The 19,508-nt window shown below is 74.0% G+C and carries 18 protein-coding genes and 2 pseudogenes; 15 read left to right on the top strand and 5 right to left on the bottom strand.

Annotation, left to right across the window (positions count from 1 at the left end):
• The 7 genes and pseudogenes from GFJ45_RS16360 to pstB form a co-directional block, all read left to right on the top strand.
• Positions 1 to 1,239 (top strand): annotated as a pseudogene (locus tag GFJ45_RS16360) (malto-oligosyltrehalose synthase); the annotation flags it as partial.
• Positions 1,236 to 3,044: a malto-oligosyltrehalose trehalohydrolase gene (gene treZ, locus GFJ45_RS10270; RefSeq protein WP_153396841.1), complete on the top strand. Its 1,809-nt coding sequence runs from the start codon at positions 1,236 to 1,238 to the stop codon at positions 3,042 to 3,044. The pseudogene GFJ45_RS16360 and the gene treZ, both read left to right, overlap by 4 nt.
• Positions 3,041 to 3,652 carry a hypothetical protein gene (locus GFJ45_RS10265; protein WP_153396839.1) on the top strand — a complete coding sequence of 204 codons (612 nt, stop codon included), beginning with the start codon at positions 3,041 to 3,043 and terminating at the stop codon, positions 3,650 to 3,652. The genes treZ and GFJ45_RS10265 overlap by 4 nt, the downstream gene beginning before the upstream one ends.
• Positions 3,653 to 4,168: 516 nt before the next feature.
• A complete protein-coding gene (gene pstS / locus GFJ45_RS10260) occupies positions 4,169 to 5,287 on the top strand; it encodes a phosphate ABC transporter substrate-binding protein PstS (protein ID WP_228386829.1) in 1,119 nt (372 codons plus the stop codon).
• A gap of 13 nt (positions 5,288 to 5,300) precedes the next feature.
• Positions 5,301 to 6,236: a phosphate ABC transporter permease subunit PstC gene (gene pstC, locus GFJ45_RS10255; RefSeq protein WP_153396837.1), complete on the top strand. Its 936-nt coding sequence runs from the start codon at positions 5,301 to 5,303 to the stop codon at positions 6,234 to 6,236.
• The gene (gene pstA / locus GFJ45_RS10250; protein WP_153396835.1) at positions 6,236 to 7,378 is read left to right on the top strand and encodes a phosphate ABC transporter permease PstA; all 1,143 of its coding nucleotides are present in this window, start codon (positions 6,236 to 6,238) and stop codon (positions 7,376 to 7,378) included. The genes pstC and pstA overlap by 1 nt, the downstream gene beginning before the upstream one ends.
• A gap of 14 nt (positions 7,379 to 7,392) precedes the next feature.
• Positions 7,393 to 8,172: a phosphate ABC transporter ATP-binding protein PstB gene (gene pstB, locus GFJ45_RS10245; protein WP_153396833.1), complete on the top strand. Its 780-nt coding sequence runs from the start codon at positions 7,393 to 7,395 to the stop codon at positions 8,170 to 8,172.
• Between the two features lie 69 nt (positions 8,173 to 8,241).
• Here the strand turns inward: pstB and GFJ45_RS10240 are convergent, their stop codons facing one another.
• The 4 genes from GFJ45_RS10240 to GFJ45_RS10225 all read right to left on the bottom strand — a co-directional run bounded on the left by GFJ45_RS10240 (position 8,242) and on the right by GFJ45_RS10225 (position 13,250).
• The gene (locus GFJ45_RS10240) at positions 8,242 to 9,195 is read right to left on the bottom strand and encodes an NUDIX hydrolase (RefSeq protein WP_153396831.1); all 954 of its coding nucleotides are present in this window, start codon (positions 9,193 to 9,195) and stop codon (positions 8,242 to 8,244) included.
• Between the two features lie 4 nt (positions 9,196 to 9,199).
• Entirely contained in the window at positions 9,200 to 11,440 is a 2,241-nt protein-coding gene (locus GFJ45_RS10235; RefSeq protein ID WP_153396829.1) for an RNA degradosome polyphosphate kinase, read from the bottom strand.
• Between the two features lie 84 nt (positions 11,441 to 11,524).
• On the bottom strand, positions 11,525 to 12,526 hold the full coding sequence (mshD, locus tag GFJ45_RS10230) for a mycothiol synthase (RefSeq protein ID WP_153396827.1): 1,002 nt from the start codon (positions 12,524 to 12,526) through the stop codon (positions 11,525 to 11,527).
• 4 nt (positions 12,527 to 12,530) lie between these two features.
• Entirely contained in the window at positions 12,531 to 13,250 is a 720-nt protein-coding gene (locus tag GFJ45_RS10225; protein WP_153396825.1) for a winged helix-turn-helix transcriptional regulator, read from the bottom strand.
• 20 nt (positions 13,251 to 13,270) lie between these two features.
• Here GFJ45_RS10225 and GFJ45_RS10220 point away from each other — a divergent pair, with 20 nt between their 5' ends.
• The 3 genes from GFJ45_RS10220 to GFJ45_RS10210 are packed head-to-tail and all read left to right on the top strand — an operon-like array spanning position 13,271 to position 14,908.
• Positions 13,271 to 13,534, top strand: a complete 264-nt coding sequence (locus GFJ45_RS10220) for a MoaD/ThiS family protein (RefSeq protein WP_153396823.1) — start codon at positions 13,271 to 13,273, stop codon at positions 13,532 to 13,534.
• 16 nt (positions 13,535 to 13,550) lie between these two features.
• Positions 13,551 to 14,363, top strand: coding sequence for a hypothetical protein (locus GFJ45_RS10215; protein ID WP_153396821.1), 813 nt, complete (start codon positions 13,551 to 13,553; stop codon positions 14,361 to 14,363).
• Between the two features lie 47 nt (positions 14,364 to 14,410).
• The gene (locus GFJ45_RS10210) at positions 14,411 to 14,908 is read left to right on the top strand and encodes an FABP family protein (protein WP_153396819.1); all 498 of its coding nucleotides are present in this window, start codon (positions 14,411 to 14,413) and stop codon (positions 14,906 to 14,908) included.
• A gap of 4 nt (positions 14,909 to 14,912) precedes the next feature.
• Here the strand turns inward: GFJ45_RS10210 and GFJ45_RS10205 are convergent, their stop codons facing one another.
• Positions 14,913 to 15,998: an LCP family protein gene (locus tag GFJ45_RS10205; RefSeq protein WP_228386827.1), complete on the bottom strand. Its 1,086-nt coding sequence runs from the start codon at positions 15,996 to 15,998 to the stop codon at positions 14,913 to 14,915.
• A 56-nt stretch (positions 15,999 to 16,054) separates the two neighbouring features.
• On the opposite strand from GFJ45_RS10205, the gene GFJ45_RS10200 reads away from it, so the two are divergent.
• The 5 genes and pseudogenes from GFJ45_RS10200 to GFJ45_RS10180 form a co-directional block, all read left to right on the top strand.
• Complete coding sequence (locus tag GFJ45_RS10200; protein ID WP_153396817.1) at positions 16,055 to 16,495, top strand: Fur family transcriptional regulator; 441 nt, start codon at positions 16,055 to 16,057, stop codon at positions 16,493 to 16,495.
• Positions 16,492 to 17,586 (top strand): CAF17-like 4Fe-4S cluster assembly/insertion protein YgfZ, encoded by a 1,095-nt coding sequence (gene ygfZ, locus GFJ45_RS10195; protein ID WP_153396815.1) that lies wholly within the window; start codon positions 16,492 to 16,494, stop codon positions 17,584 to 17,586. The genes GFJ45_RS10200 and ygfZ overlap by 4 nt, the downstream gene beginning before the upstream one ends.
• Positions 17,587 to 17,607: 21 nt before the next feature.
• Positions 17,608 to 18,462 (top strand): BKACE family enzyme, encoded by an 855-nt coding sequence (locus tag GFJ45_RS10190; RefSeq protein ID WP_153396813.1) that lies wholly within the window; start codon positions 17,608 to 17,610, stop codon positions 18,460 to 18,462.
• A gap of 149 nt (positions 18,463 to 18,611) precedes the next feature.
• Positions 18,612 to 19,052, top strand: a complete 441-nt coding sequence (locus tag GFJ45_RS10185) for a helix-turn-helix domain-containing protein (RefSeq protein ID WP_153396811.1) — start codon at positions 18,612 to 18,614, stop codon at positions 19,050 to 19,052.
• A gap of 10 nt (positions 19,053 to 19,062) precedes the next feature.
• Positions 19,063 to 19,508, top strand: a pseudogene (locus GFJ45_RS10180) (hypothetical protein); the annotation flags it as partial.

The raw sequence follows: 19,508 nt of genomic DNA, 5'->3' as shown, positions 1-19,508 counted from the left end.
GGCGCCGCCGACCCGGCGGCCGTCACCGCGCTCGGCGCGGCGCTGCGGGACCCCGAGGGGGTGCGTGCGGACCCGGTGGCGGCGCGCGACCTGGCGGTGCGGTTCCAGCAGACCACCGGCCCGGTGATGGCCAAGGGGATCGAGGACACCGCCTTCTACCGGTGGCACCGGCTGGTGGCCCTCAACGAGGTCGGTGCCGACCCGGCCACCGGCCGGCACCCGGGCACCGAGCGGCTGCACGGCTGGGCGGCCCACCAGGTCGAGCACTGGCCGGGTGGCATGACCACGCTGTCCACCCACGACACCAAGCGCAGCGAGGACGTGCGGGCCCGGATCCTGGCGGCCGCCACCGACGGCGCCGCGTGGCGGGAGTGCACCCAGGTGTTCGCCGCGGCCGCGGCCGAGTACGGCGTGGACGGGCCCACCGCACACCTGCTCTGGCAGACCGTGCTGGGCACCGACGGCATCGACACCCAGCGGCTCACCGACTACCTCACCAAGGCGGTCCGCGAGGCCAAGCAGCACACCACCTGGACCGAGCAGGACCCCGACTACGAGGACCGGGTGCTCGGCCTGGCCCGCGCCGCGCTCGAGGACCACGCGCTGCGCCGGCCGGTCGCGCGTGCCCTCGAGTCGACCCGCCCGGCAGCCCGGCTGCTGGTGCTGGCGCAGAAGCTGCTGCAGCTGATGCTGCCGGGTGTGCCCGACGTCTACCAGGGCTGCGAGCTGGTGACCGACTCCCTCGTCGACCCCGACAACCGCCGGCCGGTCGACTACGCCGTCCGCCGGCAGCGGCTGGCACAGCTGGACGAGGGCGAGCGGCCCGGCGACCTGGACGACGAGAAGCTGCTGCTGACCAGCCGCGCGCTGCGGCTGCGCGCCCGCCACCCGGCCTCCTTCGGGCCCGGGTCGGGCTACCGGCCGGTGCAGGCCCCGGGCCTGCTCGGGATGCTGCGCACGCCGCCACCGGCGGACGAGGCGACCCCGACGGTAGCGGCGGTGGCGCGGCTGCCGTGGACGGACGACCCCGGCGGCGGCCACGCGGACACGCTGCCGGCCGGCCACTGGGTCGACGAGCTCACCGGTCGGCGGGTGGTCACCGACGGCGGCCCCCTCGACCGGGAGCAGCTGTTCCCGGGCTCGGGGATGCCGGTGGCGCTGCTGGTCGCCGAGACCGAAGACACCGCCGACACCGCCGACGCCGCCGGGGTCGAGTCCGTGACGGAGCCGGGCCGATGAGCCGCGCGTTCGAGGTGTGGGCGCCCGCCCGGGAGACGGTGGAGCTGGTGCTGGGCGCCGGCAGCGACGCCGCCACCGGGGAACGGGTGCCGATGAGCCCCGTCGGCGACGGCTGGTGGCGGGCCGAGGCCGAGGCCGGGCCCGGCAGCCGCTACGCCTTCAGCCTGGACGGCGGCCCGGCACGGCCGGACCCGCGCTCGCGGCGCCAGCCCGACGGCGTCCACGCGCCGTCGCAGCTCGTGGACCTGGAGGGGTTCGGCTGGACCGATGGCGCGTGGGTCGGCGCCCCGCTGGAGGGCGCGGTCGTCTACGAGCTGCACGTCGGGACCTTCACGCCCGAGGGCAGCCTCGACGCGGTCATCGACCGGCTGGACCACCTGGTCGAGCTGGGCGTGACGATGGTGGAGCTGATGCCGCTGGCGGCGTTCCCGGGCCGGCACGGCTGGGGCTACGACGGCGTCTGCCTGTTCGCGGTGCACGAGCCCTACGGCGGGCCGGAGGCGCTGCAGCGGCTGGTCGACGCCTGCCACGCCCGCGGCCTCGGCGTCTGCCTGGACGTCGTCTACAACCACCTCGGGCCGAGCGGCAACTACCTGCAGGAGTTCGGGCCCTACTTCACCGGCACCCACCACACGCCGTGGGGAGAAGCGGTGAACCTGGACGCGCCCGGCAGCGACGAGGTACGCCGCTACCTGCTCGACAACGCCCGGATGTGGCTGGAGGAGCTGCACGTCGACGCGTTGCGGCTGGACGCGGTGCACGCCCTGCGCGACGACCGCGCGGTGCACCTGTTGGAGGAGCTCGCCGCGCTGGCCGACGACATCACCGCCCGCACCGGCGTGCCCCGGTCGCTGGTGGCCGAGTCCGACCGCAACGACCCACGCACCGTCTCCCCGCGCCGCCCCGCCGGCGACGGCGGCCTCGGGCTGCACGGGCAGTGGGCCGATGACGTGCACCACGCGCTGCACGTCGCGCTCACCGGGGAGACGCAGGGCTACTACGCTGACTTCGCGGCCGAGGACGCGCTGGCCCGCACGCTGGGGGAGACGCCGTTCTTCCACGACGGGACCTACTCCAGCTTCCGGGGCCGGCGACACGGCCGGCCCGTCGACCCGGCGGTGACGCCCGGGTGGCGGTTCGTGGCCTCGCTGCAGACCCACGACCAGGTGGGCAACCGGGCGACGGGCGAGCGGCTGGGGCACCTGGCCGGCGTGGACCGGGCGGCGGTCGGGGCCGCGCTGCTGCTGACCTCGCCCTGGACGCCGATGCTGTTCATGGGCGAGGAGTGGGGCGCCGGCACGCCGTGGCAGTACTTCACCGACCACGACGAGCCGGAGCTGGCCCAGGCGATCCGGGAAGGACGGGCCCGGGAGTTCGCCGAGCACGGCTGGGGCGGCGAGGTGCCCGACCCGCAGGCCGCGTCCACCGTGCAGCACTCCACGCTGGACTGGGACGAGCCCGCCCGGGGCGACCACGCCCGGCTGTTGGGGTGGTACCGCGCGCTGCTGCGGCTGCGCCGCGAGCAGCCCAGCCTCTGGTCCACCCCGCCGGCCGTCGGTGCGGCGCAGCACGACCCCGCGAGCGGGGTGCTGGTGCTGCAGCGCGGCCCGGTGACCGTCGTGGCCAACATCGGCCCGGGCCGGCACGTGGTCGCGCTCGACGCCGAGCAGTGCGCGCCGGGTGCCGAGCCGCTCGCCCGCTGGGGCGAGGTGACCGTCGAGGAGGTGGCCGCGGGGACCCGCGTGGAGCTGCCCGGCGACGCGGTCGTGCTGCTGCCCGGGGCCACCTACCCTGGAGCGCGATGAGAAGGTTCCACAAGCCGGCCCCGCTGGACCCGCAGCAGATGGCGCTGCCGACCAGTGACGCTGACCCGGCCGAGGTGACCGAGGCCGCCCACCGGACCGCGGCCGTGCTGGTGGGTGCCGGACGAGCCAGCGAGGACCCCCGGCTGACCGCCACCCTCGTCGACCTGGTGCAGGAGCTGGGGCTGGCCACGGTGGCCGAGCTGTGGGCCGACCGCCCGGCGCGCAGCCTGCCGGGGGTGCTCTGGCGGCTGTACCTGCTGCACGAGTGGGTGCAGCGCCAGCCCGAGGACGTCAGCCGCGCGTTCACGGCCGGCGCCGGGCACGCCGACGTGTACCGGGTCATCACCGGGGTGGCCGAGCCGCCCCGGCCGCACGACCTGCGGGCGCTCACCGAGGCGATCCTCACCGGGGTCTTCGCCGGTGACCTGGCGGTGGCGCTGGAGCGGGCCGCGGCCTTCTGCCACGTGATGGCCGTCGGCCTCGGCGGGTCCGAGGCGGCCGACGAGCACACCGCCAGCGACCAGGTCCGGCGGGCCGGGCGGCTGCAGGACACCGCCCGCGACCTGCAGGTCGCGGCCGGCATGTGGCGCCGCGGGGACCTGCTCTGAGCCCTCCCCGCCGCACCGGGTCGTCCACATCCGGCGTGGCCGGGAACACGCGGGGGCACGATCGCCGTTAGGCTGGGGGTCGCGTGCCGGGCCGCGGCAGCCCCGGGTCCCAACATCAGCCGCTACGAGCGGCCACGCGCCGTGAGGCGCTCCCGGCCCGGCACGCGACCTTCCTCTTCCTCTTCGTCGTTACTGCTCGCGCGCACCGTCGAGCTTCACCGCAGCCCCTCGGGCCGGCGTCACCGACGCCGGCGCGGGGGGCTCGTCGCGTGCGGTCGGACGGGCCCTCCCGGGGCGGTGGGCGGCACCTGGGGGACACCGGGCGTTCACCTGATGTTCACCCAAGGGCACCGTACGGGTCACACAACGCTCGTAGCGTCGAGGTCGGCCCCGGGCGTCGGGGCCGATCATCGCGTGCCCGGCCGCGGCGGCCCGGGCACGGTCGTCGAGTGACGTGCAAGCCCCCGCCGGCCGGTCCCGGCGGTGCCCATACCCGCGTCCGAGAGGTTCGCTCCCGTGCTCCCAGCCCGACCGCTGCGCGCAGCGGTGACCACCGCGCTGGCCGGCCTGGCGCTCGTGGCCTGCGGTGACGACAACCCCACCGCGCGCCTGCAGCCCGGTGACGTCGGTGCCCCCGCCAGCGGCGGGGGAGACCTCACCGGCACCCTGACCGGCTCCGGCTCGAGCGCGCAGGAGTCCGCGCAGACCGCCTGGATCGCCGGATATCAGGGTCGGCAGCCGGGCGTCACCGTCCACTACGACTCGATCGGCTCCGGCGGCGGGCGCGAGAACATCATCGCCGGCGCCACCGACTTCGCCGGCTCCGACGCCTACCTGGACCAGCAGGAGCGGCAGGAGGTGCGGGACAGCTGCGGGCCCAAGGGCGCGATGAACCTGCCGGTCTACATCTCGCCGATCGCGGTGCCCTACAACCTCCCCGGGGTCGAGTCGCTGCAGCTGACGCCCGACGTGCTCGCGGGCATCTTCAACCGTGAGATCAGCCGCTGGGACGACCCCGCGATCGCCGAGGACAATCCCGACGAGCAGCTGCCCGACCTGCCCATCACCGCCGTGAACCGCAGCGACGAGTCCGGCACCACCGAGAACTTCCTCGAGTACCTCACCGCGGCGGCGCCGCATGCCTGGCCCCACGAGCCCGGGGCCGCCTGGCCGGTCGAGGGCGGCGAGGCTGCGGCACAGACCACCGGCGTGATCGAGGTCGTCTCCTCGACGCCCGGCGCGATCGGCTACGCCGACGCCTCGGCCATCGGCACGCTGCAGACCGCCGCCATCGGGGTCGGTGAGGAGTTCGTCACCTACTCCCCCGAGGCGGCAGCCCGGGTGGTTGACGCCTCGGAGCCCGTCGACACCGGCGTCAAGGGCGACCTGGCGCTGGACCTGGCGCGGGACACCACCGAGTCGGGCGCGTACCCGATCGTGCTGGTGTCCTACCTGATCGTGTGTCACCACTACGAGAAGCCGCAGACGGCCACGCTGGTGCAGGACTACGTCGGCTACATCGCCTCCGAGGAGGGCCAGGCCACCGCCGCGGAGGCCGCTGGGTCAGCGCCCATCTCGGACCGGTTGCGGCAGCGGGTGCTGAACTCGCTCGAGTTGGTCACGGGCGGGAGGTGAGGCTGCCGTGTCGATGACCTCCGACCGCGGCGCCCGGCCGGGCCGCCGCCGCACCGTTCGCCGTCCCGGCGACATCACCTTCCACGGTGCCGCCCTCGCCTCCGGCCTGACCATCCTGGCGATCCTGGCGGGGGTGGCGATCTTCCTCGTCGTCGAGGCCGCTCCGGTGCTCACCGCGGATCCCGAGGAGCTGACCGCCGGCGGCTTCGGCCGCTACGTGCTGCCGCTGATCGCCGGGACGGTGATCGCCTCGGTGATCGCGATGGTGGTGGCCACCCCGGTCGCGGTGGGCATCGCGCTGTTCATCTCCCACTACGCCCACCGTCGCGTCGGCACCTCCGTCGGTTTCGTCGTCGACCTGCTCGCGGCCGTGCCGAGCGTGGTGTTCGGCATGTGGGGCTGGCAGGTGCTGGCGCCGCGGATGGTCCCGCTCTACCGGTGGCTGGAGGCCAACCTCGGCTTCATCCCGGTCTTCGGCAGCGCCTCGAGCACCGGTCGCACGCTGATGACCGCCTCGCTGGTGCTGGCCGTGATGATCCTGCCGATCATCACCTCGGTCAGCCGGGAGGTGTTCCTGCAGACGCCCCGGCTGCACGAGGAGGCCGCGCTGGCCCTGGGCGCCACCAAGTGGGAGATGATCCGCACCGCGGTGCTGCCGTTCGGCATGCCGGGCGTCATCGGCGGGACGATGCTCGGCCTCGGCCGCGCCCTCGGCGAGACGATGGCGGTGGCGATCATCCTCTCCCCGGGCGTCTTCACCTGGGTGCTGATCGACAGCGGGAACTCGACCATCCCGGCCGAGATCGCGCTCAACTTCCCCGAGGCCTCCGGGCTGCGGCTGTCCGAGCTGATCGGCGCCGGTCTGGTGCTGTTCCTCATCACGCTGGCCGTCAACCTGCTGGCCCGGTGGGTCGTGGCCAGGCGTGCCGACTTCTCCGGAGCGAACTGATGCCCACCCTCCACCGCCTGGACACCCAGGAAGGGCTGGACCACCGCATCGACCACGTCCGCGGTGTGGTGCCGGCGCCGGTCCGGCCCGCCCCGCGGCGGCTCGGTGCCGTGCTGGGTGCCGTGGCGGTCGCGACGGTGCTGCTGCTCTGGCTCGGCCTCGACCTGCACCTCGGGCTGGCCGTCACCGGGGCGTTCCTGCTCTACCTCGCGCTGACCTATGTCGGGTTCCGGGTCGCCGCCGGTGCCCGGGTCGCCACGGACCGGCTGATGCGGGGGCTGCTGTACGGAGCGTTCGTAGTCGCGCTGCTGCCGCTGTGCTCGCTGCTGTGGACCGTGGTCACCCTGGGTGGGGCGCGGGTGGTCAACCCCGACTTCCTGCTGCAGACGATGAACGGCGTCACCGGCCTGCACGACCAGGCGACCCAGCAGCAGGGGCAGCTGTTCATCGGCGGCGCGTACCACGCCATCGTGGGCACCCTGCTCATCACCGGTGCCGCGACCCTGATCTCGGTGCCGGTCGGCCTGCTCACCGCGATCTACCTGGTGGAGTACGCCGGTCGTAGCCGGCTGGCGCACGTCATCCGGTTCTTCGTCGACGTGATGACCGGCATCCCCTCGATCGTGGCCGGCCTGTTCGCGTTCGCGCTGTGGGCGGTGGTCTTCGGGATCGGCACCAAGGACGGCATGGCCGGTGCGGTCGCGCTGTCGGTGCTGATGATCCCGACCGTGGTGCGCAACAGCGAGGAGATGCTGCGGATCGTGCCCAACGAGCTGCGGGAGGCGTCGCTGGCGCTCGGGGTGCCCAAGTGGCGCACCATCGTGCGGGTAGTACTGCCCACGGCCGCCTCCGGGCTGGCCTCCGGCGTCACGCTGGCGATCGCCCGCGTCATCGGGGAGACCGCGCCGCTGCTGGTCGCCGTCGGCTACGCCCGGGCGCTGAACACCAACCTGCTCGAGGGCCCGATGAACACGCTGGCGGTCTACGCCTACTACATGTTCACCAAGCCGCTCAGCCCCGCCTACCGCGACCCGAGCATCGAGCGCGCCTGGGCGGCCGCCCTGCTGCTGGTGCTCGTCGTCGTCGCCCTCAACCTGTCCGCCCGCCTCATCGCGCGCTTCTTCGCCCCGACGAAGCGCTGACCCAGGGGATCACCATGTCCAAGCGCATCGACATCAACGACCTGAACATCTACTACGGCAGCTTCCACGCCGTGAAGGACGTCTCGATGGTGATCGAACCGAAGTCGGTCACCGCGTTCATCGGGCCCTCCGGGTGCGGCAAGTCGACGTTCCTGCGCACCCTGAACCGGATGCACGAGGTGGTCCCGGGCGGCCGCGTCGAGGGGGACGTGCTCATGGACGGCCGCAACCTCTACAGCCGCGACGTCGACCCGGTGGACGTGCGCCGCGAGGTCGGCATGGTGTTCCAGCGGCCCAACCCGTTCCCGACCATGTCCATCAAGGAGAACGTGCTCGCCGGGCTGCGGCTCAACAGCAAGCGGATGTCCAGCAGCACCGCCGACGAGCTCTGCGAGCGGGCGCTGCGGGGAGCCAACCTGTGGAGCGAGGTCAAGGACCGGCTGGACCGCCCCGGGTCCGGCCTGTCCGGCGGCCAGCAGCAGCGGCTCTGCATCGCCCGGGCCATCGCGGTGCAGCCGGAGGTCATCCTCATGGACGAGCCCTGCTCCGCCCTGGACCCGATCTCGACGCTAGCCGTCGAGGACCTCATCCACGAGCTCAAGAGCGACTACACCGTCGTCATCGTGACCCACAACATGCAGCAGGCGGCGCGGGTCTCCGACCGCACCGGGTTCTTCAACCTGGAGGCCACCGGCAAGCCCGGACACCTGGTGGAGATGGACGACACCCAGCGGATCTTCAACAACCCCGGGAAGAAGGCCACCGAGGACTACATCTCCGGCCGCTTCGGCTGAGCCGGGTGCTCCCGCCGCCCGGGCGCCGGGACGCGGCTGGTCGGCCGGGGGTAGCGGCCGCCCGGGCCGCTACCGTGGCGGGCGGTGCCGCTCGACCTCGATGACCCGGCTGTCCGGGCCGGACCCGACGACCCAGCAGACCAGCACCTCGCCCTTGTCCAGGTTGCCGTCGGCCAGCCGGCCGAGGAGCCGGCGGGCCGCGGGGTCCTCAGTGCGGTGCTGCAGGTCCCGGCACAGCGGCGGCAGGACCGGGCCGTGGGTGCACAGCGCCACCGGTTCGGCGCGGCGCAGCAGCTTGGCCAGCAGGTTCCGGGAGCGGTCCGGGTGCGAGCGGTGGCCCTCCTCGGAGAGGCTCTTCTTGGTCTCGACCGGCAGGCCGGCGTGCTGCGCGTACGGCTCGAGGGTCGCGGTGCAGCGCAGCGAGGAGGAGCTGAGCAGCCGCACCGGGCGGCTGCCCTCGAGCAGGTCGACCAGGCGCGCCGCGCGGCGCTCGCCGACCTTGTCCAGCGGCCGCTTGGCGTCGGCGCGCCTCCAGCCGCCGCGGGGGAGCGCCCGCGCGTGCCGCACGAGCAGCAGCGGCCACCCAGCGAGTGATCCCGCCCCGTGGTGGGTGACCAGGGCCTTCAACTGCTCCCGGTCCCGCTCGTAGCTCAACCGGCCACCGGCAGCGTCGACGTCCAGCCAGCGGACCTGGTCGACCTCGTGCTCCAGCCGGCCGTGGCCGGCCACCACCTCCCCGGCCCAGTACCGCACGTGCTTGTGGGCCGAGCCGGAGCCGTTGCGGGAGATGACGTAGTGGGACGGCGGCAGGCTGGGCCCGAGCCGGACCCGCAGCCCCGTCTCCTCCCAGGCCTCCCGGGCCGCGGCCGCGGCCCAGTCCTCACCGGGGTCCAGCTTGCCCTTCGGCCAGGACCAGTCGTCGTAGCGCGGCCGGTGCACCAGCAGGACCTGCAGGTCGTTGCCGTGCCACCGCCAGGGGACCACCCCCGCGGCGCGCACCAGCGGCAGCGTGCTCGAGGCCATCAGGTCAGCGGCGGGGGCGGGACCGGCGGGAGGAGTAGTGCTCGATGAGCTCGGCCTGCAAATCGACCAGGGTCTGACCGTCCTCACCGACGTGGTGCCGGGTCCACCGACCCTCCCGGTCGAGGTGCCAGCTGCCGACCTCGTCGCTCATCGCCCGGTCGATCAGGCTGGTCAGGTGGCGCACCTGCTCCCGCTCGGTCACCGGCACCAGCGCCTCCACGCGCCGGTCCAGGTTGCGGTGCATCATGTCGGCTGAGCCGATGTAGACCACCGTCTTGGCGCCGCTGCCGAAGGCGAAGATGCGCGAGTGCTCCAGGAACCGCCCGAGCACCGAGCGCACCCGGATGGTCTCCGACAGCCCCGGCACGCCGGGCCGTACCGCGCAGATGCCGCGCACCCACAGGTCGACCTGCACCCCGGCCCGGCTGGCCCGGTACAGGGCGTCGACCACCTGCTCGTCCACCACGGAGTTGACCTTCATCTGCACGACGCCGTCGCTGCCCCGCTCGGCCTGCTCGTCGATGAGCGCTACCAGCTCGTCGCGGACCGAGCGCGGTGCGACCAGCAGCCGCTTGAAGGTGGCCTTCGGGGCCATGCCGGACAGCTGGTTGAACAGCCGGGACAGGTCCTCACCGACCGCGTCGTCACAGGTCAACAGCCCCAGGTCCTCGTAGAGGCGGGCCGTCTTGGGGTTGTAGTTGCCGGTGCCGACGTGGCAGTAGCGGCGCAGCCCCCCGGACTCCTCGCGCACCACCAGCGCCAGCTTGGCGTGCGTCTTCAGCCCGACCATCCCGTAGACCACATGGACACCGGCCTGCTCCAGCTTGCGGGCCCAGGTGATGTTGTTCTCCTCGTCGAACCGGGCCTTGATCTCGACGACGGCAAGCACCTGCTTGCCGTCCTCGGCGGCGTCGATGAGGGCGTCGATGATCGGGCTGTCACCGCTGGTGCGGTAGAGCGTCTGCTTGATGGCCAGCACCTGCGGGTCCGCCGCCGCCTGCTCGATGAAGGCCTGCACCGAGGTGGAGAACGAGTCGTAGGGGTGGTGCACCAGCACGTCCCGCCGGCGCATCGCGCCCAGCACGTCGCTGGGGCGGGAGCGCTCGACCGGCGCCAGGTCGGGGTGGGTCTTGGGCACGAAGTTGGGGTAGCGCAGCTCGGTGCGGTCCAGGTCGGCGACGGTGTGCAGCGAGCTGAGGTCCAGCGGCGAGGGCAGCCGGTAGACCTCCGAGTGGTGCACCCCCAGCTCGCGGGTCAGCAGCTCCAGCACGTGGTCGTCCATGTCCCGGACGACCTCCAGCCGCACCGGCGGGCCGAACCGGCGCCGGGTGAGCTCCTTCTCCAGCGCGGTGAGCAGGTTCTCGGCGTCGTCCTCCTCGACCTCCAGGTCCTCGTTGCGGGTGACCCGGAAGGTGAACGTCTCGTGCACCTCCATCCCAGGGAACAGCTGGTCCAGGTGGGCCGCGATGACCTGCTCCAGCAGCACGAACCGGGCGGTGTAGAGGTCGTCGTCGGTGGGGATGCGGATGAACCGCGGCAGCAGCGGCGGCACCTTGACGCGGGCGAAGTGCTCGTTCCTGGTCTGCGGGTTGATGAGGATGACCGCCAGGTTGAGCGAGAGCCCGCTGATGTAGGGGAACGGGTGGGCCGGGTCGACCGCCAGCGGCGTCAGCACCGGGTAGACGGTGTCGCGGAACATCTCCCCCAGCCGGGACTGCTCGTCCTCGGCGAGGTCGTCCCACTGCGCGATCGTGATGCCCTCCTCGGCGAGGGCCGGTGCGACGGAGTCGGTGAACAGCTCGGCGTGGCGCGACATCAGCCGGTGCGCCCCGACCGAGATCTCCTCCAGCACCTCCCGCGGCTCCAGCCCGGACGCCGACCGGGTGGCGATGCCGGTGGCGATCCGACGCTTCAGCCCGGCGACGCGCACCATGAAGAACTCGTCCAGGTTCCCGGCGAAGATCGCCAGGAACCGGGCCCGCTCCAGCAGCGGCGTGCGCGGGTCGGCCGCCAGCTGCAGCACCCGCTCGTTGAACTGCAGCCAGGAGACCTCCCGGTCCAGGAACCGGTCCTCCGGCAGCGGCGCGACGGCGCCGTCCTCGCCGTCCTCGGTGGCGGTGGTCGCGACGCTGACGAAGCGGCCGTTGGCCGCGCGCGGGCGGTTGGCCCGGATCGCGGGCAACGGCACCACGGCGGTGGTCTCGACCAGCTCGGGCACCGGCACGGTCGGCTCGCTGGAGGTCATGTCGTCATCTTGCCACCGGTGCCGCGCCGGCAGCATGGCGTAGCGGCCGAGTCACCCGGCCGTCACCGGACCGTCAGCTGCCCGTCACCGCCGGCCGGGGGCGTGCTGGGGGTCGGCGTACTGGACGTCGACGGAGGTGCGCTCGAACCCGAGCCGGTGGTAGGTGGCGATGGCCGCGGCGTTGTCGCCGTCGACGTAGAGGACGGCGCGCTCCATGCCGCACGCCAGCAGGTGGCGCAGCCCCAGCACGGTGACGGCCCGGCCCAGGCCGCGTCCCTGGTAGTCGGGGTCCACCCCCACGACGTACACCTCGCCGTCGGGCGCGGTGCTGTGGCCGGGCTGGGCCGGCTCGATCTTGGTCCAGTGGAACGCCGCGAGCCGGGCAGGCTGGCCCTCGGGCACGTGCTGGTCCTCGATGAGCAGGAAGCCGGAGGGGTCGAACCACGGCTCGGCCATCCGCTCGGCCAGGTCGACAGCGGTGGTGCGGCCCTGCTCGGGGTGGTCGGCGAAGGCCCGGGCGTTGACCTGCAGCCAGGCCTGCTCGTCGCGGCCCACCTCGAAGGCACGGGAGCTGAACCCCTCCGGCAGCTCGACCTCGGGCAGCTCGGACCACTCGCCGGCCAGTGGCCGGGCCATCTGCCACAGCTCCCGCACCACCGTGAGCCCGTGCGCGCGGGCCAGCCCCTGCGCGGCGGGCAGGTTGCCGTGCGCCCAGAGCCGGGCGTCGGGGAAGTGCTCCAGGACCGAGCGCACCAGCGCGCCGCCGATCCCCTGGCGCCGGTGGGAGGGGTCGACCACGATCTCGGCCGACGGTGGCTCGGTGCGCTCGACGTGGGCGTACCCCAGCACGTGGCTGTCGATCACCCCGGGGCTCTCCTCGACCACCAGGTGCGTCGAGGCCGTCTCCCCCGGCGCCTCGGCCAGCCGGCGCAGGTTGAGGACGGTCTGCTCCGACAGCGGCCGGATGCCGTCGTGCGTCGTGGCCCGTACCGCCAGCGCCATCACCTCGGCCGATGGCCGCGGCTCGAGATGCTCGCGCGGCTCCAGCACGAGTGGCTGGCTGTCCTGGTCCTGCGGCTCCGCCATTGGGCTATTGCACCACGTCACCGTTCTCACCGCCGGGATGGGCGGCGAACCGGTAACCGACGTGGCGGATGGTGCTGATGAGGGACTCGCGCTCCGAGCCCAGCTTGGCCCGCAGCCGCCGGACGTGGACGTCGACGGTGCGGGTGCCCCCGTAGTAGTCCACGCCCCAGACCTCCTGCAGCAGCTGCTCCCGGGTCACCACCCGACCGGCGTGCAGCAGCAGGTAGCGCAGCAGCTCGAACTCCTTGAAGGTCAGGTCGAGCGGCTCTCCACCGGCGCGCACGATCCAGCTGTCCTCGTCGACGACGACGTCGGCGACGCGCAGCGGCCCGCGCTCCCGGGAGGCGCCGGCCTCGGCGCCGGCCGCCACCCCACGGGCGATCGCCAGCCGCAGCCGGGCCTCGACCTCGGCGGGGCCGGCGCCGTGCAGCAGCAGGTCCTGCAGCGGCCACTGCGCGTCCAGGACGGCCAGCCCGCCCTCGGCGAAGACCGCGAGAACCGGGCAGGACAGCTCCATCGCGGCCAGCGTGCGGACGGTGGAGCGGGCGCCGGCGAGGTCGGCGGTGGCGTCCACGAGCACCAGGTCGGGGTCGGGCCCGCGCAGCAGCGCGGCCGGGTCGGGCGTCAGCACCCGCACCCGGTGCGGCAGCAGGTCCAGCGCGGGAAGCACCTCCCCCAGGGCGTGGTCCCCCCCTCGTCCGGTCAGCAGGGCGAGGTCGGCCACCGGATCAGGATAATGGCCGCATGTCTGACCTCGGCCTGCGCTACTGGGCCGCCGCCCGCGCGGCGGCCGGCTGTGACCAGGAACGTCACCCCGCCCGCACCGTCGCCGACGCCCTCGCGGCGGCCGAACGGGCCCACCCCGCGCTGGCGCGGGTGCTGCCGGTCTCCTCGCTGCTGGTCGACGGCCACCGCGTCACCCCGGAGACCAGCGTCGCGGAGGTCGCCGAGCTCGGTGACGCCGGCCACCCGACCGTGGAGGTGCTCCCGCCGTTCGCCGGCGGGTGATGACACGATGACTGGCGTGTCCGCCGCGCCCCGCCTCCGCCCGCCCGCCGGCGGCACGCTCCGGACGCCGTCGGTCCAGGTCGCGGCGGGCGTGCTGGTCCTCACCGGCGTGCTGTCGCTCGCGGCCTGGGTGGGGCCGGCGCTGCTGGCGTCCGTGGTCGCGCTGGCAGGCCTGGCGCTGGCGTGGGGGTGGGCCGGCGCGCTGGCGCTGCCGAGTCCCCGCGGCACGGCGGTGGTGCTCGCGGTCGGAGCCGTCGTGACCACCGTGGCCACCGGCGCCCGTCCCGGCGACCCCGGTGTCACCTGGCTGCCGGCGGCACTGAGCGTGGCGGTGCTAGCCGCGCTGTTCCACCAGCTGCTGCGCCGGGACGGGCGGCCCCGGCTGGTCGAGTCCCTCACCGGCGTGACGATGGGGCTGGCCGTCATCGGCTGCGGTGCGCTGCTGGTGCCGGTCGCCCACCGCGACCCGGGCCCGGCGCTGGTGGCGGCGGCGCTGGCGGCGAGCGCCGTGTCGGCCCTGGTGGACGTCGCCGGTCGGTGGCCCTCGCTGCGGCCGTGGCTGGTCCCGGCCGGCATGCTCGCCGGGGGAGCCACCGCGGTCCTGGTCACCACCCCGGCGGGTATCGGGGTGCCCCCGAGCACGGCCCTGCTGCTCGGCGTGGCCGCCGCGGTCGTGGGCCACGCGGTGCGGGTGGTGCTGGCGGTGCTGCCGACGATGGCACACGCCCGGCCGCGGCTGGTCGCGGTCGTCGCCTCCACCCTCGCCCCGGGCGCGGTGACCTACCCGGTGGCGCACCTGCTGCTACCCCAGGTGCTGCCCTCGCTGTGACCTCCCACCGTCCCGACCCCGGCGGATGGGGCGCCTACCATGGCGGGGTGCCGTTCCATCTCGACGCTGACCTACCGCGCGAACTGGCCCCCCTGGCCTGGCTGATCGGCCGCTGGGAGGGGGCCGGGGTCGTGGGCTACCCCACCATCGACTCGGCCAACTTCGGCCAGGAGGTGGAGGTCACCCACGACGGCCGGCCGTTCCTCACCTGGCGCTCGCAGAGCTGGCTGCTCGACGACAGCGGCAACCAGGTCAAGCCGCTGGCGACCGAGCTGGGGTTCTGGCGTCCGCTGCCGAACGACGAGGTCGAGCTGGTGCTGGCCCACCCCACCGGGATCGTCGAGCTCTACTACGGCACCACCAGCCCCGCCAAGATCGAGGTGCGCACCGACGGAGTCCTGCGCAGCCCACAGGCCAAGGAGTACAACTCCGCCCACCGGCTCTACGGCTACGTCAACTCCAGCCTGATGTGGGCGATGGACATGGCCGCGGCCGGCCAGCAGATGGCCAGCCACGTCTCGGCCGAGCTCAAGCGCGTCGGGTGACGGCTCAGCCGCCGAAACCCTCCCGCGGGGACACCTCGTCGGTGTAGTCCGCCATGGTGTCGGTCTGCAGGTGCTCGGCGAGTACCTGCAGCTGCTCCTCGTGCGGCACCACGACCGACCCGGCGACCGGGTCGGTCCCCAGCCCCTGCCAGGGCGCGGTGACGAACTCGATGTCGTTGCCGCGCACCCCCCGCATCTGGAAGGCCAGGTCCCGCATCTGCGACACCTCCAGGTTCTCGTCGACGACGAGGTTCTGGGTCGCGGCGTCCACGACCCGCGCCAGCCGGGCCGGGTTGGTCACGGTGTCGCGGGAGAGACCCTTGAGCAGCACCGCCTGGATGAAGGCCAGCTGCCGCTCGCCGCGGGAGATGTCGCCCTGCGGCAGGCTCTTGCGCTCGCGCACGAACTCCAGCCCGGTCTCGCCGTCCATGTGCATGCTCCCCTCGGGGAAGCCCGGGCTCGCGTGCCTGACCTCGACGTCGACGCCGCCGATCGCGTCGGTCATCGCCTGGAAGGACTCGAAGTCGGTGATGGCGACGTGGTCGATCGGCACGCCGATCAGCGGCTGCAGCGTCTCCACCAGCAGCGGCGCGCCGCCGAAGGCGTAGGCGGCGTTGATCTTGTTCTTGTTGCTGTGACCGGGGATCTCCACGAAGTAGTCCCGCGGGAAGTGCACCAGGTGCACGCTCTCCCGGTCGTCGGAGATGTGGGCCAGCACGATCACGTCGGAGCGCCCCCGCTCGCTCTCGACGTCGCGGCTGTCACTGCCGAGGATGAGGAAGTTGCGGGCGTCACCGGCCTCGGCCGGCCGCGGCGGCGCCGAGGGGGTGACCACGGTGCCGTCCTCGGCGGTGATGGGGGCGTCGGCCAGCAGGTCCTCGTGGCTGACGTTCTCCGAGACGGTGTGCTGCAGGAAGGCGACGTAGGCCGCGACCGTGCCGACCGCGAGCAACGCGAGGGTGACCAGGCCGACGACGAGGACCCGCAGGCCGGTGCGCCGGCGGCGCCGACGCGGCCGGTCGCCGTCCGCGGTGCCGGCGTCGAAGAAGTCCGTGTCGTCGGCGAAGTCTGGGTTGGCCCGTCGCGGCATGGCCGGAGTGTAGCCGCCGCACCAGGGCCGGAGCCGACGCCGCTACGGTGGCGGTGATGAGCACCCCGGAGGAGCAGCTGCGCCGGCAGGGGTACCGCGTGACCGGTCCCCGGCGGCGGGTGCTGCGCGCGCTGGGCCGGCTGGGCCACGCCACCCCGGACCAGCTGGCCTCGGCCCTGGCGCGGGACGGGAGCGCCCCGATCGCGCTGTCCACGGTCTACCGCAACCTGGAGGCGCTCACCGAGGCCGGCGTGGTCACCCACAGCCACCTGGACCACGGGCCGCCCAGCTACCACCTGGTCGACCACGGCGACCACCTGCACCTGGTCTGCAGCCGGTGCGGCTCGGTCACCGAGGCCCAGCCGGCCTCGGCCGGGGAGCTCGCCGGGAATCTTCTGCGCGAGCACGGCTTTGTTGCGGACGTGACCCACATGGCCATCCACGGCCGCTGCCGGCGCTGCGCCGGCGCCACCGCCCCGGGAGGAGAGGACCGATGACCGCCGACCCGACCCCGACCCACCGCACCGACGACCCGACCGCCGCGGAGGAGGCGACCGGCCCGGCGGCCACGAGGCCGCCGGCCAGCCCGCTGCTGTCGCGGCCCGGCGCCGTGGCCGGGCACGGGCTGGACGCCGGCGTCGCGGCCCACTACGGCAACCCGCACCGCGAGCAGCGGGTGCTCGCCGAGGGGCTGGCCTGCGTCGACCTCTCCCACCGCGGCGTGGTGACCGTCACCGGCCCGGACCGGCTGTCGTGGCTGCACTCGCTGACCAGCCAGCAGCTGACCGACCTGCCGCCGCGGCGGTCGACCGAGACGCTGATCCTCACCCCCCGGGGCCGCATCGAGCACGCGCTGCGGGTCGTGGACGACGGGGAGACCACCTGGCTGGGCACCGAGCCCGGCGCCGCGCCCTCGGTGGCGGCGTGGCTGGACTCGATGCGGTTCATGCTGCGGGTGGAGGTGGCCGACCGCACCGGTGACTACGCCACCGTGGGGGAGCCGCTCGCCGCGGAGTCCGCCCCCGGCGAGCCGCTCGCCTGGGTGGACCGGTGGCCGGCGCTGGTGGGCGACACCGTCGCCTACGGGCCGGAGCAGGAGCACCCGGGGCGGGACCGCGCCTGGCGGGAGGTGTTCGTCCCCCGGGAGCGGCTCGAGGGGTTCGTGGGGGAGCGCCCGCTCGCCGGGAGCTGGGCGGCCGAGGCGCTGCGGGTGCTGGCCTGGCGTCCGCGCGCCGGCGCGGAGACCGACGAGCGCAGCATCCCGCACGAGCTGGACTGGCTGCGCACCGCGGTGCACCTGCACAAGGGCTGCTACCGCGGGCAGGAGACGGTCGCCAAGGTGCACAACCTGGGTCGCCCGCCGCGGCGGCTGGTGTTCCTGCACCTGGACGGCTCCGGGCACACGCTGCCGGAGGCCGGTGACGAGCTGCTGCTGGGCGAGAAGGTGGTGGGCCGGCTGACCACCGTCGCCCGCCACTACGAGGACGGGCCGGTCGCGCTCGCCGTCATCAAGCGCGGCACCGACCCGGTGGCCGAGCTGGTCTCCGGCACCGTCAGCGCCGCGCAGACGGTCGTCGTCGCGCCCTGACGGGGTTGGCAGGATGCCCCCATGGCACCTGCATCCCACGACCCCGGCACCACCCTGATCACCGTCGCCCCCACCGGGGCGGAGACGGCCAAGGCGGACTTCCCGCAGCTGCCGACCACGCTGGAGGAGCTGGTCGAGACCGCCCGGCGCTGTGAGCAGGCCGGCGCCGCCCTCATCCACGTGCACCTCCGCGACCCCGGACGCGGGCACCGACCGACGCTGGACCTCGGCCTGCTGCGCGAGACCGTGGCCGCGCTGCGGGAGGCCACCGACCTGGTCGTGCAGCTGTCGACGGGCGGCTCGGTGCACGACCCGCTCGAGGACCGGCTGCGGGTGCTGGAGGCCGAGCCGGACTCCTGCAGCCTGACCTGCGGGTCGGTGAACTTCGGTGACGAGGTGTTCCTCAACCCCTACCCGTTCATGAGCCGGCTCTACCGGGAGGCGCGCGAGCGGCAGGTGGTGCCGGAGTTCGAGCTGTTCGACCTCGGGCACGTCGCCTCGCTGCGGCGGCTGCTGGACGAGCACGGGCTGCCCTACGGCGGGCGCGTCCACGTCGACTTCGTCACCGGCGTGCCCGGCGGCATGCCAGGCACACCGCAGGCGCTGCTCGCCGGGGTCGCGGCGCTGCCGGAGGAAGTCACCAGCTGGTCGGCCACCGGTATCGGCCGCACCCACCTGCCGATCGCCGCGGCTGCGCTCGCCGCAGGCGGTCACCTGCGCGTCGGCATGGAGGACAACCTGATGCTCGCTCGTCGGCGCCCGGTGCAGCACAACGCCGAGCTGGTCTCCCGTGCCGCGGAGCTGGCCAGGTTGCTGCAGCGACCGCCGATGAGCACCACCGACGCGCGCGAGCTGCTTCAGGTCGCCGGCCGCTGAGGTGCCCTGGGTGAGCAGCACGGGTGAGTGTTGAGTTGGTCACGCGGTAGCGGCCAGCAGGCGTGAGCAACGCGCGTGAGTGCTGAGTTGTTCACCGCCGGCGCTAGCGGGATTTGCCAGCCGCTAGCAGATGCAAGCACACTGGGGGCGTGAGCAAGCTTCCCGTGCCGGACCTGGGCCGCTACCTGCGCGAGCAGCGCGAGGCGGCCCAGCTGTCGCTGCGCCAGGCGGCGCAGGCAGCAGGGATCAGCAACCCGTACTTGTCGCAGATCGAGCGCGGTCTGCGGCGACCGAGCGCCGACATCCTGCAGCAGATCGCCAAGGGGCTGCGGATCTCGGCCGAGCAGCTGTACGTGCGCGCCGGGATCCTCGAGGAGGATCCCGGCAACCACGCGGGCACCAGGCCGCACGACGTCACGCTGGCGATCCTGGCCGACCCGCGGCTCACCGACCGGCAGCGGCGGGTGCTGCTGGACGTGTACCAGTCGTTCGTCGGCGACCACGAGGACGGTGACGGCCCCGACCGCACCGCCGTCGCCGCGGACCCCGCTCACCCGACCGAGAGCTCTCGAACCACCCCCTCGTCCTAGGAGGACAGCCATGATCAGCAGCCTGCGCAAGCGCGCCGAGCACCTCGGCACCGATCTGACCCGGCAGGCCGGCCAGCTGACCGGTGAGGCCGGGCGCCGCCTCGGCGGCCCGGCGCCCTGGTACGCCGCCGTCGGCCTGACCGACATGGTCGTCGAGCGCGCCCGCGCCACCGGTGAGGAGCTGCTGCGGCTCTCCCGCCACCCCGAGTCCGCGCCGGAGCAGGCCCGCGGCCGGCTGGATGCCGGCGTGGCCCGCGCCCAGCGCGACTACCAGCAGCTGGTCGGCCGCGGTGAGGGCCTGGTCTCCCGCGTCCGTAGCCAGCCGGCCACCCAGGACCTGCAGCAGCAGGTCGGCCAGGTCGTCGAGCGCGGCCGGTCGCTGCTGGGCGTCGCCCGCGGCCAGGCCGCGCCGAGCACGGCCGTCCCGGCGGTTCGAGCGGGACGTCGGCGCCACGC

The organism is Ornithinicoccus halotolerans (assembly GCF_009602535.1).
GTDB classification, from domain to species: domain Bacteria; phylum Actinomycetota; class Actinomycetes; order Actinomycetales; family Dermatophilaceae; genus Ornithinicoccus; species Ornithinicoccus halotolerans.
This window is presented reverse-complemented; position numbering and strand designations above follow the sequence as displayed.

Coding starts and splice junctions, on each gene's coding strand:
- treZ (WP_153396841.1), top strand. CDS start 1,236: ATGAGCCGCGCGTTCGAGGTGTGGGCGCCCGCCCGGGAGACGGTGGAG.
- GFJ45_RS10265 (WP_153396839.1), top strand. CDS start 3,041: ATGAGAAGGTTCCACAAGCCGGCCCCGCTGGACCCGCAGCAGATGGCG.
- pstC (WP_153396837.1), top strand. CDS start 5,301: ATGACCTCCGACCGCGGCGCCCGGCCGGGCCGCCGCCGCACCGTTCGC.
- pstA (WP_153396835.1), top strand. CDS start 6,236: ATGCCCACCCTCCACCGCCTGGACACCCAGGAAGGGCTGGACCACCGC.
- pstB (WP_153396833.1), top strand. CDS start 7,393: ATGTCCAAGCGCATCGACATCAACGACCTGAACATCTACTACGGCAGC.
- GFJ45_RS10240 (WP_153396831.1), bottom strand. CDS start 9,195: ATGGCCTCGAGCACGCTGCCGCTGGTGCGCGCCGCGGGGGTGGTCCCC.
- GFJ45_RS10235 (WP_153396829.1), bottom strand. CDS start 11,440: ATGACCTCCAGCGAGCCGACCGTGCCGGTGCCCGAGCTGGTCGAGACC.
- mshD (WP_153396827.1), bottom strand. CDS start 12,526: ATGGCGGAGCCGCAGGACCAGGACAGCCAGCCACTCGTGCTGGAGCCG.
- GFJ45_RS10220 (WP_153396823.1), top strand. CDS start 13,271: ATGTCTGACCTCGGCCTGCGCTACTGGGCCGCCGCCCGCGCGGCGGCC.
- GFJ45_RS10205 (WP_228386827.1), bottom strand. CDS start 15,998: ATGCCGCGACGGGCCAACCCAGACTTCGCCGACGACACGGACTTCTTC.
- GFJ45_RS10200 (WP_153396817.1), top strand. CDS start 16,055: ATGAGCACCCCGGAGGAGCAGCTGCGCCGGCAGGGGTACCGCGTGACC.
- ygfZ (WP_153396815.1), top strand. CDS start 16,492: ATGACCGCCGACCCGACCCCGACCCACCGCACCGACGACCCGACCGCC.
- GFJ45_RS10190 (WP_153396813.1), top strand. CDS start 17,608: ATGGCACCTGCATCCCACGACCCCGGCACCACCCTGATCACCGTCGCC.